Below are 15773 nucleotides of genomic sequence, written 5' to 3'. Positions count from 1 at the left end.
TGCTGTTGCGTCGCGGCAGGATCGACAGATCGTCCCGCCACGCCAGCAGACAAGCGGTCAGGCCACCTTGGCCCGGTGCGCTGCCCGTAACTGGCGGGCGGCCGCGACCATGTTGACCAGAGCTGCCTCGGTTTCCGCCCAGCCGCGGGTTTTCAGGCCGCAATCCGGGTTGACCCAGAGCCGCTCGGCCGGGATTCGCTCGGCGGCCTTCTGCAGCAACTGGACCATTTCAGCCGTGTCTGGGACGCGCGGCGAATGGATGTCGTAGACGCCGGGACCGATGTCGTTGGGATAGTCGAAGACGCGGAACGCTTCCAGCAGCTCCATTTGCGAGCGGAAGGTCTCGATGGTGATGACGTCGGCATCCATCGCGGCGATCGCCTCGATCACATCGTTGAATTCGCTGTAGCACATGTGCGTGTGGATCTGCGTTTCGTCGCGCACACCGCTGGCGCACAGACGGAACGCATCGACCGCCCAATCGAGATAGCGCCCCCACTGGGCGCGCCGCAACGGCAGACCTTCGCGGAATGCCGCTTCGTCAATCTGGACGATTTTGATGCCCGCCGCTTCGAGATCACAGACCTCGTCCCGGATCGCTAGCGCCAGCTGCCGCGCCTGTTGCTCACGGCTGACATCCTCGCGAGTAAACGACCACATCAACATGGTTACCGGCCCGGTAAGCATGCCCTTCATGACCTTACTGGTCTGTTGCTGCGCGTAGCGAATCCATTCCACCGTCATCGCTGCCGGGCGGCTCAGATCGCCGTAGATCACCGCCGGTTTCACGCAACGCGAGCCATAGCTCTGCACCCAACCGAAGCGGGTAAAGGCATAACCGTCGAGCTGTTCGGCGAAATACTCGACCATGTCGTTACGCTCGGCCTCACCGTGTACCAACACATCCAGACCCAATTGCTCCTGTACGGCAATTGCGTGGCGAATCTCGGCGTGCATCGCCTCGGTATAGTCGGTCAAGGCCAACTTGCCCTGTTTGAACGCCTGACGCGCCAAACGGATCGCCGGGGTCTGCGGGAATGAGCCGATGGTAGTCGTCGGGAACGCCGGCAGATCCAGCCGAGCGCGCTGCTTCTCGATGCGGCTTTCGAAGGCAGATTGCCGCTGGCTGTGCCTGGGTTTGATCGCAGCCAAGCGCGCCTGCACTGCGGGCTTGTGGATCCGTGGAGACTCGACGCGGCTCGCCTGAACCTCGCGGCTTTGTTGTAGCGCGGCCTGTACTTGGGCAGCGTCCGGTTGATTGACCGCTCGCGTCAGCACTGCAACCTCCGCGCATTTCTGCACGGCAAATGCCAGCCAGCTACGCAGCTCAGCATCCAATTGGTCCTCCCGCGCAAGGTCTACCGGTGCGTGCAGCAACGAACAGGACGGCGCGACCCAGAGTCGCTCGCCCAACCGCTCGGCAGCGTGACGAAGCACGTTCAAGGCTTTATCCAGATCGCACCGCCAGACGTTTCGTCCGTTGACGATGCCCAGAGAGAGGATTTTGTATGCCGGCAGTCGATCTAGGATGACCGGGTACTGATCCGGTGCACGCACCAGGTCGATATGCAGGCCATCGACCGGCAACGCTGCGGCCAAGCCAAGATTGTCTTCCAATCCGCCAAAATAGGTTGCGACCAGCTTCTTCAATGGCGCGCGCTGCAACAGGTTGTAGGCTCGCTCAAATGCGTTCTTCCAATCTTGCGGCAAGTCGAGCACCAGGATCGGCTCATCGATCTGCACCCACTCCACTCCCTGCGCGGCGAGCCGCTCCAGCACTTCCCCGTAGACCGGAAGCAGTCGCTCGAGCAGCTCCAGCTTGTCGAACGCTTCCCCCTTGGCCTTCCCCAGCCAGAGATAGGTCAACGGCCCGATCAGCACCGGCTTGACCGCGTGGCCAAGGGCCCTGGCCTCTTCCACTTCCTCGAACAACTGCGTCCACGACAGCTCAAAGGACTGATCAACGCTGAATTCGGGGACCAGGTAGTGATAGTTGGTATCAAACCATTTAGTCATTTCCTGCGCTTGCCCAACACCGCAGCACTGGTGAGTTACGCCACGCGCCATGGCGAACAACGTCTCCAGAGTCGGCTGACCGTCGGCCGGACGAAAGCGCTCAGGCACAACGCCAAACATCAGCGAATGGGTCAGCACCTGGTCATACCAGGCGAAATCGCCCGCAGGCAGCAGTTCAATGCCAGCATCTGCCTGCAGCTGCCAATGGGCCGCGCGCAATTCCCTACCGACCCGACGCAGCTCGGCCTCGCTGAGGTCACCCTTCCAGTACGCTTCGAGCGCCTTTTTCAATTCTCGGTCGGCACCAATGCGTGGGAAGCCCAGGGAATGCGCAACAGCCATGACAAATCTCCAATTCGTTCGTTTTCGATGAGCGGATTGTGATGGCCCGAGATAAATGAAACAAACTCACGCAATTCTAGATCATCTTTAGATATATTCATGCCCTCACTGCTACCCCTCTGTCCAACTGGACATCGAGACGCGATAAGCAGTCGCTACGCGCCGTCTCACTCCCAGCTAAAACCTGCGGGTTGTTGAATGGCTCTGTCAGCACCCGATGCATGCTCATTTCCCTGCGAAGATTCATTCGAGCTGTCGGCTCGACAATGATAAGCGCGCTGGGACACACTTCGCCGCCGCGATGAGGATTGCTCAAGTCACCGTGCTTTGGTTTATACGGCGTCCTCTCGAACCTAGGTCTCGCCAACGAAAACAGCAGGAAGTCCCCAGCATGCTGGAAATCCGCCACCTGAAAACTCTTCATGCACTGCGCGAAACCGACAGCCTAGTGGAGGCCGCCGAGCGGCTGCATCTGACCCAGTCAGCACTGTCCCATCAGTTCAAGGAACTGGAAGAACGCTTGGGCCTGCAGCTGTTCGTGCGCAAGACGCGTCCTGTGCGTTTCACCAGTGCGGGTTTGCGCCTGTTGCAATTGGCCGACAGCTTGCTGCCACAGCTGCGCAGTGCCGAGCGCGACCTGGCCCGACTGGCAGGCGGCACCGCGGGCCGTTTGCATATGGCGATCGAGTGTCACAGCTGCTTTCAGTGGCTGATGCCGACCATCGATCAGTTCCGCGATGCCTGGCCGGAAGTCGAGCTGGACCTGGCTTCGGGGTTTTCCTTCGCACCGCTGCCGGCCCTGGCGCGCGGTGATCTGGATCTAGTGGTGACGTCCGACCCGATCGAGCTGCCGGGCATCACCTATGTGCCGCTGTTTACCTACGAAGCGCTGCTCGCCGTCGCCAACCAGCACGCCTTGGCATCCCGCCCGTTCGTACGCGCCGAAGACCTGGCCAGCGAAACCCTGATCACCTATCCGGTGGAACATGATCGGCTGGACATCTTCACGCGCTTCCTGGAGCCGGCCGACGTCGAACCGGCTCAGGTTCGCACCTCGGAGCTCACCGTGATGATGATGCAGCTGGTGGCCTCCGGTCGCGGCGTGTGCTGCGTGCCCAACTGGGCGTTGCATGAATACAGCGCTCGCGGTTACGTCACCGCCAAACGACTCGGCGAGAAAGGCCTGTTTGCCACACTCTATGCCGGCATCCGCGCTGACATGCTGGACTCGCCATTCATGCGCGATTTTCTGCTGACCGCCAAGGACACCTCGTTTTCGACGCTCGAAGGGGTCAGCGCTGCGCCGAAGTCGAAATAGCTCATTCCTGCCGATACGGCAGCGCATCGCGCGCGGCCTCGGCATAGCGCATCACACCCAGACGTTCCTGCTGTAGAAACTCGCTGACCGCAGCACTCAGCCCCGGATGCTCCAGGTAGTGCCAGGAACGCGTGATCACCGGCTCGAAGCCGCGTATCAGCTTGTGCTCGCCCTGTGCTCCGGCATCGAAGCGTGACAGACCGGCGGCAATCGCCTGATCGATCCCTTGGTAAAAACAGGTTTCGAAATGCAGGCGGTCGAAGTCCGCAAGGCTGCCCCAGTAGCGACCATACAGCTCGCCAGCACCCATCAGGCTGAACGCCATGGCCACCGGCCGGCCGCTCTGGCGGGCAAGCACCACCCGGATCGCCTCGGGCATCCGCTCGGCCAGCAGGCTGAAGAAGCTGCGAGTCAGATACGGCGCCTGGCCGCGCACATGGTAGGTATTGGCGTAACAGGCATAGACGAAATCCCATTCCTGTTCGCTGACCTGATGGCCTTCGCGCCACTCGAACTCGATCCCCTGCCCCGCCACCTGCTCGCGCTCCTTGCGCAGCTGCTTGCGCTTGCGCGAGGTGAGGCCGTCCAGGAAATCCTGAAAGTCGCGGTAGCCGCGGTTGTGCCAATGAAACTGGCAGCCGATGCGCTCGAGCCAGCCATCACGGCCCTGGAAAATCGCATCGGCGTCCGGCTCGGTAAAGTTCACGTGCAGGCTCGAATAGCCACCTTCGGCCAAGCCGGCGGTGAGCTGGTCGAGCAATTGGCCCGCCGCCTCGCGGTCGCCCAACAGGCGCGCGCCGGTCACTGGCGAGAACGGCACCGCGCAGAGCAGCTTGGGGTAGTACTCAATACCTGCACGGTGGCAGGCGTCAGCCCAGGCCCAATCGAATACATACTCACCGCTGGAGTTGGTCTTGCTGTACAGCGGCAAGGCCGCAATCGCTCCCCCCTGGTCGTCGCTCAGCACCTGATGCTGTGCACGCCAGCCCCTGCGCGCATCGACGCTGCCGCTGTCTTCCAGCGAAGACAGAAAGGCGTGCTGTAGAAAGGGCTGCGGGTGTTCGCCGAGCAGCGCGTCCCAGCGAGAGGAGTCGTAGTCGGCGAGGTGGGAAAGCGTCTGTATGGGCATATGCCTAGTCTGGCGGCTAAGCAACCGGAACTGAAGCAGTTGTTGGTCGAGGTACGACCGCGGGGCTCTTTACGGCAATCTAAAGCTATAGCAAGAAGAAGATCTCACCCCTTCACCGTCATCAAATCGTCGTCAAACTAGCAAAAAGCTGTAACCACACCCCCTCATTCTGCCGACAGCCGCTTGGGGGGTTAGGACCCGGAGGCGGCGTAGCTACCAATCCGCGAACGCACAGAAAGGAAATATCATGCCACGCAAGCTTCTCCCCCTGACCCTCGCCATTGCCGCTGCAGTTGCGTTGCCGACCACCGCCAACGCCTATGAAATCATCGGCAAGCAGCTGGAGATCTACGGCAAAGCCCACGTGTCGGCGGATTTCGTGGACAACGATACCGACAGCGAACTGGCCATCGCCAGCAACTCCTCGCGTCTGGGCTTCAAAGGTGTCACCGAAATCAACCCGGATCTGAACGCTGTTTACCAGATCGAATCGAAGATCATCATTGACGAAGGCGGAGACAGCTTCGCTGGACGCAACACTTACGTTGGTCTCACCGGCGACTTCGGCCAGGTGCTGGTGGGCAACCAGGACACCCCCCTGAAGAACGTCCGCAACGCCTTTGACCTGTTCGGCGACACCGTGGGCGATGCGCGTAACATTGCCGACGAAGCCAACCGTCGCGCCAAGAACAGTATCCAGTATGTCAGCCCGAGCATGGGTGGTCTGGTTGCCAGCGCCATGTACGCCACGTCTTTCGAAGACTGGGAGACCGAAGACGGCGATATCGAAGATAACGATTACTCGCTGGCCAGCGTCGCGCTGGGTTACAGCATCGGCGACCTCGCCTTTAGCGCCGGTTACGAGAAGGCCGACGGTGATGATGAAGACACTGTTGACGCTGACGTTGTTGCGTACGAAAGCGATGCGTTCCGCCTTGCTGCCAGCTACGCCTTCGGACCTGTCAGCGTGGGCGCGATGTTCGACCGCTACGAAGAAGCCGACGCCGAGCGTGACGCCTGGGGCCTGAATACTGCATACAAGTTCGGCGCCAACACCTTGAAGCTGCAGTACATGACTGCTGATGACTGGAGCGACACCGACGACACCGGCGCCAGCCAGGTGAGCCTCGGCCTGGACCACAAGCTGTCCAAGCAACTGACTGTTTACGGTGTTTACAACATGCTGAAGAACGACGACAACACCGCCGCCTATCGCATCAAGGGCGGCCACGACACGGATGTCTACCAGGTTGCTGCGGCTGGTGATGACATCAACGTGTTCTCGCTGGGCATGGTTTACAGCTTCTGATCGAGCTCCTCAATCGCTCTGCTCCACCTTCGCCCCGGCTATGCCGGGGCTTTTTATTGAAGGAGACAAGGGCTTCAAGCGAAGTCGTGCTTAACGTGTTTGCAAGCGGCTCGCTCCTTACAAACCGTGCGATCCGTTTGCAAGAACCCGCTTGCTAGCGAAGCAGCCGTCTGACGGCGAGAGGATGCGCTGCGGTGGCAGTTGCGAAAGAAGCTGCTACCGGAATGCTGGCTGGCTTTGCGATCAGCGCTTGCGCAGGATCACGCTGCCAATCGAGTAACCTGCGCCAAACGAGCTGAGCACGCCAAGGCTGCCCGCCGGCAGATCATCCTGATGCTTGTGGAAAGCAATCACCGAGCCTGCAGAGCTGGTGTTGGCATAGGTGTCGAGAATGACGGGCGCCTCTTCCGGGCTGGCATCGCGACCGAGCAGCTTGCGCACGATCAGGTGGTTCATGTTGAGGTTGGCCTGGTGCAGCCAGAAGCGCTTGACCTCGCTGACCTCGATTTCGTTTTCCTTCAGATGCTCGCCGATCAACTCAGCCACCATCGGGCAGACCTCCTTGAACACCTTGCGGCCTTCCTGAACGAACAGCTTGTCCGGGTTGGTCATGTATTCCTCAGCGGTGCGATTGAGGAAGCCGAAGTTGTTGCGGATGTTGTTGGAGAATTCGGTCGCCAGCTTGGTGCTGACAATGTCCCACTGATACGCTGAGGTGGCCTGATCAGCACGCTCGACAATGACGGCCGTGCAGGCATCGCCAAAGATGAAATGGCTGTCCCGGTCACGGAAGTTCATGTGTCCGGTGCAGATCTCCGGGTTGACCATCAGTATTGCCCGCGCCTGCCCCAGCTGAACCGAGTTGGCGGCATTCTGGATCCCGAAGGTCGCCGAGGAACAGGCGACGTTCATGTCGAAGCCAAAGCCCTTGATACCGAGCGCCGCCTGCACTTCGATGGCAACTGCCGGGTAGGCACGCTGCAGATTGGAGCAGGCGACGATCACACCGTCGATGTCAGCTGCGGTTTTGCCGGCGCGTTCAAGGGCTTGCTGAGCGGCCTTGACTGACATTTCGCAGAGGATCGACCACTGGTCGTTGCTGCGCTCGGGAATGCGCGGAACCATGCGATCCGGATCGAGGATGCCAGCTTTGTCGGTAACGAAGCGGCTCTTGATGCCGGACGCCTTCTCGATGAACGCTGAGCTGGATTCCGGCATCGGTTGGATTTCACCCGCTTCGATCGCTGCGGCATTTTCATCATTGAAACGACGCGAGTAGGTGTTGAACGACTCGACCAACTCGTCGTTGGAAATGCTCTGGGCAGGGGTGTAAAGGCCGGTACCGCTGATGACGACGTTATGCACAGTCGTTCCTCTCGAATATTGGCTGATCGTAATCGGGCGTCGGAACAGGAGCGAAGCCGGCCAGCGCCGATGCGATCGTTCATGCCGCGTCTGTTTATATGGCGGCTATTGTGCACGAAAACTGAACAGAATCTGCAGCTCAGCGCGTAAAAGCAGCCAAAGGTCATCGAGGCACGACGGCGGACATCGCTGCCGCCCAAAAGCCAGCAGGCTGGGCCTGGGCAGGCTTTCGGTTATCCTTGCGCTCCCCGCACAGCAGGAATGTTTCCCTGATGAAAGACCCACTTGCCGAACTGATCCGTCTGATCAGTTCGGGCTGCATGAGCGACGACGAGATCAACCGGCTCGCTGACGAAGCGGCTCAAGCCTATGCCGACCCTCAGGCCTTTCTGCAGGCCAACCCGGACATCATCTACGACGATGACTTCCCCATCCCGCTGGGCGAATGGATGATTGTCGGCAGCCTGCCGGATACCGTGCTGTTCCAGGCCGATGACTACCAGGCGCTGTTCGAGCAGATTGTCGGTTCGTTCGGCCCGGACGTGAATTTCATCCTCAAGCCCAAGCAATTGGCCAAGACCGAGCCATTGAAGGCGCTCAACCGCATCCAGACCCAGCTCAGCAGCCTTTACCCGGAAAAAGGCGGTTACGTGCTGGTGGACTTCAGCGAGCCACTGGACGATGAGTTGCAGTCCGTACTCGTCTATACCTGCGACATCGAGCGGGTCATGGCCCTGGCAGTAGAAGTGGGTATCTACGCCGCGCCCGCGCTGGCGGCGCTACAGGCCTAAAGCCAGGCGTGAATCAGCGGCGGCGCAATGGCTCGAGCAGCGGCGACAGACCGTTGTGGTCGATCTCCTGCATCAGCGCCAGCAGCTGACCCAGATCCCCGGGCGGGAAGCCGACCCGGGCGAACCAGTTCAGGTAGTTGCCCGGAAGATCCGCGATCAGCCGGCCCTTGTATTTGCCGTAGGGCATCGTCTGGGTCACCAGGCGTTCGAGGTCTTCAGCTTTCATTGCAGCAATTCATCGGCAGATGGGCGGCAAATACTGCCATAGCCGATCTGGCCGTGCAGCCTTGCACCCGTTTCGCACATTTGCGCGACCTGTCGGTCGGATAGAAACGCAGCTGCCCGTGCAGACCGCTTGGCAGCTCGACGCGTCTGCGCCGCTGCGCCCAACTCTGAAAGCCGAGGACATCAAGATGACGGATCAACCGAGCCCCAAGCCCGAACTGGACGACGCCGCGCTGGCGTTCGCCGCTCAGGTTTTCGAAAGCGCCCGCAGCGGTGATGCCGAGCGCCTCACAGACCTGCTCGGTCGCGGCTTGCCCGCCAACATTCGCAACCACAATGGCGACAGCCTGTTGATGCTTGCCAGCTACCACGGCCATCTCGACACCTCGCGCGTGCTGCTGGAGAACGGTGCCGACCCCCAGCTGCGCAACGACAAGGGCCAGAGTCCGCTGGCGGGCGCTGCCTTCAAGGGCAACCTGCAAATGGCGCGCCTGCTGCTCGATCAGGGTGCCGATGTCGAAAGCGCCTCGCCCGACGGCAAGACCGCCCTGATGATGGCGGCCATGTTCAATCGCAGTGACATTGTCGAACTCTTACTGGCGCGCGGCGCAGACCCAAGCCGGGCCGACATGAACGGCGTAACGCCTCTGGCCGCTGCGCAAGCCATGGGCGCCCAGGACACACCCAAACTGCTAACCGAAGCCGTTGCTGCCTGCAGCTGAGTTTCAGCTTCGCAGCGTCTGAACGACGTCTCTCCTGTACCCAACGCACCGCACATCGGACGGCTGCAGCTGTCAGTAACCGTGACCTGGCCAACCGCCGAGCTGGCCGTCCCCGATCAAACAGAGGAGCACTCATGAGCATCGAAACGCTATCTATCGAAGGCATCGCCACGCCTGTGTCGCGTATTGGCTTGGGCACCTGGGCCATCGGTGGCTGGATGTGGGGCGGCGCGGATGACGACCGCTCCGTCACCACCATTCGCAGTGCCCTGGAACGCGGCATCAACCTGATCGACACCGCACCGGTGTACGGCTTCGGTCACTCCGAAGAGGTCGTCGGCAAGGCCCTAGAAGGCGTGCGCGACCAAGCGGTGATTGCCACCAAGGTCGCGCTGGACTGGAGCGAAGGCGGCCCGCGGCGCAATTCGACGCCCGCTCGTATCCGCCAGGAAATCGAAGACTCGCTGCGTCGGCTGCGCACTGACCGCATCGACCTGTATCAGGTGCATTGGCCGGACCCGCTGGTTCCCATCGAAGAAACCGCGGCCGAATTGGAGAAGCTGCGCCAGGAAGGCAAGATCCTCGCGATCGGCGTGAGCAACTACTCCACCGAACAGATGGATGCGTTTCGTAAAGCCGCGCCGCTGGCCTCCGTGCAGCCACCCTATAACCTCTTCGAGCGCGCCATCGAAGCCGACGTACTGCCCTACGCTCGGGATAACGGCCTGGTGGTACTCGGCTACGGCGCCCTGTGCCGCGGTCTGCTTTCCGGGCGGATGACCAGCAGCACCACCTTCGATGGTGACGACTTGCGCAAGTCCGACCCGAAGTTCAAGTCGCCGCGCTTCGAGCAGTACCTCGCTGCAGTCGAGGCATTGAAAGCGCTAGCTCATGACCGTCACGGCAAATCCGTGCTGGCGCTCGCCATCCGTTGGGTGCTCGACCAAGGCCCAACCATTGCGCTCTGGGGCGCTCGTCGACCCGACCAGCTGGACGGCATCGACGATGCCTTCGGGTGGTCGTTGAGTCCACAGGACCTGACGAACATCGATGCACTCCTTGCCGAGCACATCACCGATCCGGTAGGACCGGAATTTATGGCGCCGCCTAGCCGCAAGGCGTAACGCCTTTGGTTCTGCCTGAAGCTGCAGCGTTACTTCAGGCAGAACCAGAAACGACTCGCTTCGCATTATTCATGCACTGAATGGACATAGGCGGAACGATATCGCGATAATCCACGCCTTCTCGAACATGGACTAACCCCTACGGGTCGGTCATCGACGAAGGATCGTTCCAACCGTGCGCGCACTGTCCGTTGCCGTGTCCCTTCTGTTCTTTTCCGTGTTGACGCCGGCTGCGGAGCGCCCACTGCGATTCTCGGTCAGCGACAGCTCGACCATGCCCATGATTCATCTAGAGAACGGTCTCCCTACAGACGGAATTCTTCACGATCTGCACAGGCGCATCGCCGAAAAGCTCGGGCGTAAAGCCGAGCAACTGGTGATGTCACGAACGCGCATCCAGCCGCTGCTGGCCGAGGGCGCAGTCGATGTCAGCTGCTATATGAACCCGGCCTGGCTGGCAGTAGACCACGCAAGCTATCGTTGGAGCGTCCCGTTCATGACGCAGCGCAGCATTCTGGTGGCTCGGCCTGAAACACCTCCAGCCAAGCTCTCCAGCCTGCGCGGCCGACGGGTCGGTACGGTGCTCGGCTTCTTCTACCCGGAGGCGGATGCATCGTTTCGAGACGGCACCTTGATTCGCGACGATGCACGAACAGAGCACCTAGTGCTGGAAAAACTCGCTGCCGGACGTGAACGTTATGCGATCAGCACTCAGGTAGCACTGGATTGGTTCAATCGAGACAGACCTGTAGACCGCAGACTAAAGGCAATCGACCGGTTCTCGGAGTCCTCTATCCACTGCATCGTGCGTGATGAGACTGACGTCCCGGCCCGGGAGATACTTGAAGCCATGCAACAGATGCAGCACGACGGCGAGTTCGAGGCGATCCTGGCGAAGTATCGATAACCGCTAGGCCTCGCATGTTCGACCTTGTTGCGTCATAAGCGCGCTCTGCCCCCTCAATCCTGAGACGAACTTCAACCTACGATCGCTGCCTACCTATTCGCCCTAATCCGCTAGCCCAGTGCCGCTCGACGCAAGCGGCGCGTGTTTGCTAATCGACCCATCCCATTGAGGCACCGATGACCCAAGTGAACGCCACAGGCAAGTCGACATTCTCGGCGCGCGCCATATTGCTGATCGAGCTGGCCCTGGCCATGGGTGGGTTCGCCATCGGTACGGGCGAATTCGCCATCATGGGGCTGATGCCCAACGTCGCGCAGGGGCTGGGGATCACCGAGCCACAAGTGGGCCATGTGATCAGCACCTATGCCCTGGGTGTCGTGGTAGGCGCACCGCTGCTGGCGATCCTCGGCTCGCGAATGTTCCGCCGGCACCTGCTTTTGCTTCTGATGGGCTTTTTCGCTCTGGGCAATTTTGCCAGCGCCATCGCACCGGATTACCACTCGCTGATGCTGTTCCGCTTCATCGCCGGCCTGCCCCACGGGGCCTACTTCGGCGTGGCGATGCTGGTCGCCGCCTCGATGGTTGCACCTGACCAGCGGGCCAAGGCGGTCAGCCGCGTGCTAGCAGGCCTCACCATCGCCATGCTGATCGGCAATCCCACCGCCACCTGGCTGGGGCAATGGCTCAGCTGGCGCTGGGCGTTTGGTCTGGTCGGAATGATCGCGCTGCTGACGGTGTTGCTTGTGGCGATCTTCCTGCCGCTCGACCGCAGCGAGCCGCGTAACAACCCGATGCGCGAACTGCGTGATTTCAATCGAAAACCGGTGTGGCTGGCGCTGGCCATCAGTTCGATCGGTTTCGCTGGCATGTTCTGCGTGTTCAGCTACCTGGCACCAACCATGCTGGAGGTCACTGGCGTCAGCGAGAACTGGATCCCGGTGGGGCTGGCCGCTTTCGGTCTGGGCGGCATTGTCGGCAACCTCTTTGGCGGCTGGTTGTTCGACAAGCTGGGGTTCAAGGCTGTCGCCTGGCTGTTGCTGTGGAGCATCCTGGTCCTACTGATGTTCCCGCTCGCTACACACTCGCTGTGGACGATCCTCCCAGCCGCGTTTGCGGTAGGCACTATGGTGTCGCTCGGCCCGCCCCTGCAGACCCACCTGATGGACGTGGCGGGCGAGGCCCAGACGCTTGGAGCCGCGTCCAACCATTCAGCCTTCAATGTCGCCAACGCCCTCGGACCCTGGCTCGGCGGACTGGCGATCAGCGCAGGGCTTGGCTGGACCTCGACTGGCTATATCGGCGCCGCTACCGGCGCCATCGGCTTGCTGGTGTTCTGGTGGGCCTGGACCGCAAGCAGTGGAAACGAAGAAACCAGGGGAGCCGCCACCGCCTGCGATTGAGCGAATGACCTCATCGAGTCGTGAACTGGCAAAACCGAAACGCCTGCTGATTGCCCCGCAAAAAAGCACCGCAAACAGCGCCATGTTCGGAGGGATATCGAGCCTCCCGCCGCATGAGGTCAATCCTTCTACAACCGCGACGGGCCTCGGCGTCCCAGCAAAGGGAGAATTACTGCAGCGCGTATTCGAATGTGCTGACCACGCGCAGACGCTTGCCCGGCGTGCGGCCGGTGTCCATGTCGCTGCCGTCATCATCGAGCACGCGGATCACGCCCTGGTTGGCGGTCTTCAGTTCACCAAGTTGCGCGCCGGCATCTTCGGCGAACTTTGCAGCCTGCTCGCGGGCGTTGCGGGTGGCATCTTCTAACAGCCCCGGTTTGAGGTCGTTGAAGCCACGCAGCTGGTAGCGCGGGCCACTGAATCCGTTCTGTTCGGTATCCAGCTGGATGCCGGCCTGAATCAGCGGGTCGACGCCATTGGCAGCCTTGCCGACCGCTTCGACACGTGCCGATTTCACCAGCACCTGACCACTGCCGTTGAAGCGCAGGGCGATTTCCTGCGGCGCCCATTCGCGCGCCAGCAGGTCCTGAACCTGCAACGGGCGGACCTCGATCTCGTCGTCACTGAAACCCTGTTCGTGCAAAAACGCCACGACCCGACTGCGGTCCTCGGACAGGCCCTGCTGAACGCTGGCGAAGTCGTTGCCGGCACGGCGGAAGCCGAGTGTCCAGACGGCGAAATCACTCGACACGTCCCGCTCAGCCAGGCCTTTGACCGTCACCGTGCGATCCGCCATCCGGAAGCGCTCCACGCCCTGCCCCACAGACCAACCGGCGAAGGCTACCGCGGCGGCGATCAATAGGGCGGGCAGCAAACCGATACGTGCTGTAGTCACGATAAAGCTCCAAGACGTTGAGAAACGCCGATGCTACTCCGCACTGGCGCTCGATGGCGTGTGGTCACCAGCGCAACGCTGCAATCTGTAGTAATGACTTGCCGTCGCTAGCCGCTTGCGTGCCTCGCCAACTGGCCGCTCAATGTCGATTCCAGAAGGAGAACTTCCCGCTGCATGTCGAAATTGCCATTTTTCCGCACCAGAGCCCGCACCTTTGTTTCGCTGATCGTCGCTGCAGTGTTCACCCTGCTGCCCGTCGGCTGCTCGATGCTTGAACAGAAAGAGCGCGAACTGGTGTTTCGCATCGAGCCCGGTACCGCCAGTTGGTACCGCGGCCTCCCAGACGGTGTGGAGGAGCTGGAGTTAAGCGCGCCTGCATTCGGCGACAGCCAGAATATCCACGCATGGTGGTGGCCGGCTGACAAGCGAGACGCGCCGGCGATCCTTTATCTGCACGGTTCTCGCTGGAACCTCACCGGGCACCTGTTCCGGCTCGAACAGATACGTTCACTGGGCTTCTCCGTGTTGGCAATCGACTATCGTGGCTTTGGCCAAAGCCTCGGCGAGCTGCCGTCGGAGGCCAGCGTATATGAGGATGCGCGTATCGCCTGGGACCATCTGAAAACCCTGCAGCCCGATGCGGACAAACGTCTGATCTATGGCCACTCGCTGGGTGGTGCAGTGGCGGTGGACCTCGCCGCCGAGCTGGGACGCGAAGCCGAACGCCGTGGCGAAGCGCCGGAAGCGCGTGCGCTGATTGTCGAATCCACCTTTACCAGCCTGGCCGATATCGCAACGGAGGTGGCTGACACGCCCTGGCCAGTCCGCTGGCTGGTGTCGCAGAAATTCGATTCCATCCACAAGATCGATCAGGTCGGCATGCCGCTGTTACTGGTCCATGGCACGGCTGATCAATACGTGCCGGCGCGCTTCAGCGAAGAACTCTTTGCCGCCGCTCAGAACCCTAAACAGCTGCTGCTGATCGAGGGCGGCAACCACAACAACGCGATGCGCGTGGGCCGCCGCGCCTATGCCGACGCGGTCCGCCAGCTGTTGAACGAGCCTGTCGTGCACAGTGCCGATGATCAGACGCACCCAGTCACCCAGGCCAACCGCAGTTAGCGCCGTTCTCGCCGCCAAACAGACCTAAAGCGTCGCGCTCAGCAGGCCTCGCTGACTGAGGGTTGCGTCTCGCCCGACCAGGGATTGCGACCTTCTCCGATCCAGGCCAGGCTCGCCTGCCAGAAGCCGTCTCGATGGCGCTCACGAAACAGGTCGAAGTGCCCGACCTGCTCCATGCCCAGCACCGCCGGACTCAGCTGGACCTGCTGCACAGCGGCATTGCGGTAGTAGGACAGCCCGCGGGCGATCGCCGGGGGCGTGCCGTACTCGTCGTCGCTCAGGCTCACCGCCAGGATCGGCGCGCTGATCGCGGCGAAGCGGCGTAGCACCTCGGTCCGTTCGTGCTCCGGATAGCTTTGTTCCAAGCGTGCCCGGCGGAATGCCCATTCGCGCGCGACGCCTGCGGGCAGGTCTTCCAGCCAGCCCAGCCGGCGACCTGGAAAATAACCGCACAGCGCCGTCACCGCCGGCATGAACAGGTGCCACTTGGCGAACATCTGCCAGCGTTGCGCGGCAGCGTAATCGCGCCAGTAGGCGTATTGGGCCCCCACACTGAGAAAGCGATCGACCTCGGTAGCGGACTCGGCAAAACCCGGCAAAAAACCACCGATGCTATGACCGACCGCTATCAGCGGCCCGTCCGGATCGCGCTGGCGCATCCAGCGCACCGCCGCATCGAAATCCAGATCGCCCCAGTCGCGCCAACGGATGGTCGCCTTTCGCAAGCTGGCCGGGCGTGACCCGCCGATACCTCGATAGTCATATGTCAGCACCGCATAACCGTGCTCACGAAGGAAGCCGGCGTAGCGCGCGTAATACCGCGCCAGCACACCGGTGGCGCTGCTGACGATCACCGAGCCACGTGCCTGTCCCGGTGGCAGCCAGAGTTGCGCAGCGAGCGGGTAGCCATCGCGGCAATGCAGAGAAAGTTGCTTGGGCATGGGCAGGTTTCGTTCTGGAGTCTTCTACATCCTTGCCTACCGGAGCGGGTCTTGCCAGTGACCGGGCCGGTAAAACAACCTGGCCGCAGTGAATTTGCCCTTCGATGACAGCAGTGTCTGGCTCGATACTGGCGCATAGCGCCAAATGTCGAACGCAGCGCTGGCTC

14 protein-coding genes are annotated in these 15773 nt (G+C 61.4%); 8 read left to right on the top strand and 6 right to left on the bottom strand.

What is annotated here, in order from left to right; all coding sequences use genetic code 11:
• Positions 1-57: 57 nt before the first annotated feature.
• Positions 58-2358 (bottom strand): 5-methyltetrahydropteroyltriglutamate--homocysteine S-methyltransferase, encoded by a 2301-nt coding sequence (gene metE / locus ACIGHL_RS00440; protein WP_128118825.1) that lies wholly within the window; start codon positions 2356-2358, stop codon positions 58-60.
• Between the two features lie 391 nt (positions 2359-2749).
• Here metE and metR point away from each other — a divergent pair, with 391 nt between their 5' ends.
• Entirely contained in the window at positions 2750-3676 is a 927-nt protein-coding gene (metR, locus tag ACIGHL_RS00435; RefSeq protein WP_128118824.1) for a transcriptional regulator MetR, read from the top strand.
• A 1-nt stretch (position 3677) separates the two neighbouring features.
• On the opposite strand, the gene ACIGHL_RS00430 is transcribed toward metR, so the two are convergent.
• Positions 3678-4805, bottom strand: a complete 1128-nt coding sequence (locus ACIGHL_RS00430) for a GNAT family N-acetyltransferase (protein WP_128118823.1) — start codon at positions 4803-4805, stop codon at positions 3678-3680.
• 247 nt (positions 4806-5052) lie between these two features.
• Here ACIGHL_RS00430 and ACIGHL_RS00425 point away from each other — a divergent pair, with 247 nt between their 5' ends.
• Positions 5053-6114: a porin gene (locus tag ACIGHL_RS00425; RefSeq protein WP_128118822.1), complete on the top strand. Its 1062-nt coding sequence runs from the start codon at positions 5053-5055 to the stop codon at positions 6112-6114.
• A gap of 243 nt (positions 6115-6357) precedes the next feature.
• Here the strand turns inward: ACIGHL_RS00425 and ACIGHL_RS00420 are convergent, their stop codons facing one another.
• Positions 6358-7479: a beta-ketoacyl-ACP synthase III gene (locus tag ACIGHL_RS00420; RefSeq protein WP_216707234.1), complete on the bottom strand. Its 1122-nt coding sequence runs from the start codon at positions 7477-7479 to the stop codon at positions 6358-6360.
• Positions 7480-7751: 272 nt separating this feature from the next.
• Here ACIGHL_RS00420 and ACIGHL_RS00415 point away from each other — a divergent pair, with 272 nt between their 5' ends.
• On the top strand, positions 7752-8270 hold the full coding sequence (locus ACIGHL_RS00415; RefSeq protein WP_216707233.1) for a hypothetical protein: 519 nt from the start codon (positions 7752-7754) through the stop codon (positions 8268-8270).
• Between the two features lie 13 nt (positions 8271-8283).
• On the opposite strand, the gene ACIGHL_RS00410 is transcribed toward ACIGHL_RS00415, so the two are convergent.
• Positions 8284-8496, bottom strand: coding sequence for a DUF3820 family protein (locus ACIGHL_RS00410; RefSeq protein ID WP_046162487.1), 213 nt, complete (start codon positions 8494-8496; stop codon positions 8284-8286).
• Positions 8497-8683: 187 nt separating this feature from the next.
• Between ACIGHL_RS00410 and ACIGHL_RS00405 the strand changes: the two genes are divergently transcribed.
• The 4 genes from ACIGHL_RS00405 to ACIGHL_RS00390 all read left to right on the top strand — a co-directional run bounded on the left by ACIGHL_RS00405 (position 8684) and on the right by ACIGHL_RS00390 (position 12648).
• Positions 8684-9217, top strand: coding sequence for an ankyrin repeat domain-containing protein (locus tag ACIGHL_RS00405; RefSeq protein WP_216707268.1), 534 nt, complete (start codon positions 8684-8686; stop codon positions 9215-9217).
• Between the two features lie 134 nt (positions 9218-9351).
• The gene (locus tag ACIGHL_RS00400) at positions 9352-10341 is read left to right on the top strand and encodes an aldo/keto reductase (RefSeq protein WP_216707232.1); all 990 of its coding nucleotides are present in this window, start codon (positions 9352-9354) and stop codon (positions 10339-10341) included.
• Between the two features lie 175 nt (positions 10342-10516).
• Entirely contained in the window at positions 10517-11248 is a 732-nt protein-coding gene (locus ACIGHL_RS00395; RefSeq protein ID WP_216707231.1) for a substrate-binding periplasmic protein, read from the top strand.
• Positions 11249-11424: 176 nt separating this feature from the next.
• On the top strand, positions 11425-12648 hold the full coding sequence (locus tag ACIGHL_RS00390; protein WP_216707230.1) for an MFS transporter: 1224 nt from the start codon (positions 11425-11427) through the stop codon (positions 12646-12648).
• Between the two features lie 169 nt (positions 12649-12817).
• Here ACIGHL_RS00390 and ACIGHL_RS00385 read toward each other — a convergent pair whose 3' ends face one another.
• Entirely contained in the window at positions 12818-13543 is a 726-nt protein-coding gene (locus tag ACIGHL_RS00385; protein WP_216707229.1) for an SIMPL domain-containing protein, read from the bottom strand.
• Positions 13544-13717: 174 nt separating this feature from the next.
• Here ACIGHL_RS00385 and ACIGHL_RS00380 point away from each other — a divergent pair, with 174 nt between their 5' ends.
• Positions 13718-14665: an alpha/beta hydrolase gene (locus tag ACIGHL_RS00380; RefSeq protein WP_446697503.1), complete on the top strand. Its 948-nt coding sequence runs from the start codon at positions 13718-13720 to the stop codon at positions 14663-14665.
• 38 nt (positions 14666-14703) lie between these two features.
• Here the strand turns inward: ACIGHL_RS00380 and ACIGHL_RS00375 are convergent, their stop codons facing one another.
• Positions 14704-15606: an alpha/beta hydrolase family protein gene (locus ACIGHL_RS00375; protein WP_216707227.1), complete on the bottom strand. Its 903-nt coding sequence runs from the start codon at positions 15604-15606 to the stop codon at positions 14704-14706.
• Between the last annotated feature and the right edge of the window lie 167 nt (positions 15607-15773).

The organism is Pseudomonas sp. NPDC077451 (assembly GCF_044543345.1).
Lineage (GTDB): Bacteria > Pseudomonadota > Gammaproteobacteria > Pseudomonadales > Pseudomonadaceae > Stutzerimonas.
Note: the sequence above shows the minus strand (reverse complement) of the source record. Positions and strands in the feature narration are given on the sequence as shown.

What these genes read in the sequence shown, in the direction of transcription:
- ACIGHL_RS00380 (WP_446697503.1), top strand. Translation starts at nt 13,718, where the DNA reads ATGTCGAAATTGCCATTTTTCCGCACCAGAGCCCGCACCTTTGTTTCG.
- metR (WP_128118824.1), top strand. Translation starts at nt 2,750, where the DNA reads ATGCTGGAAATCCGCCACCTGAAAACTCTTCATGCACTGCGCGAAACC.
- ACIGHL_RS00415 (WP_216707233.1), top strand. Translation starts at nt 7,752, where the DNA reads ATGAAAGACCCACTTGCCGAACTGATCCGTCTGATCAGTTCGGGCTGC.
- ACIGHL_RS00390 (WP_216707230.1), top strand. Translation starts at nt 11,425, where the DNA reads ATGACCCAAGTGAACGCCACAGGCAAGTCGACATTCTCGGCGCGCGCC.
- metE (WP_128118825.1), bottom strand. Translation starts at nt 2,358, where the DNA reads ATGGCTGTTGCGCATTCCCTGGGCTTCCCACGCATTGGTGCCGACCGA.
- ACIGHL_RS00430 (WP_128118823.1), bottom strand. Translation starts at nt 4,805, where the DNA reads ATGCCCATACAGACGCTTTCCCACCTCGCCGACTACGACTCCTCTCGC.
- ACIGHL_RS00405 (WP_216707268.1), top strand. Translation starts at nt 8,684, where the DNA reads ATGACGGATCAACCGAGCCCCAAGCCCGAACTGGACGACGCCGCGCTG.
- ACIGHL_RS00410 (WP_046162487.1), bottom strand. Translation starts at nt 8,496, where the DNA reads ATGAAAGCTGAAGACCTCGAACGCCTGGTGACCCAGACGATGCCCTAC.
- ACIGHL_RS00375 (WP_216707227.1), bottom strand. Translation starts at nt 15,606, where the DNA reads ATGCCCAAGCAACTTTCTCTGCATTGCCGCGATGGCTACCCGCTCGCT.
- ACIGHL_RS00400 (WP_216707232.1), top strand. Translation starts at nt 9,352, where the DNA reads ATGAGCATCGAAACGCTATCTATCGAAGGCATCGCCACGCCTGTGTCG.
- ACIGHL_RS00425 (WP_128118822.1), top strand. Translation starts at nt 5,053, where the DNA reads ATGCCACGCAAGCTTCTCCCCCTGACCCTCGCCATTGCCGCTGCAGTT.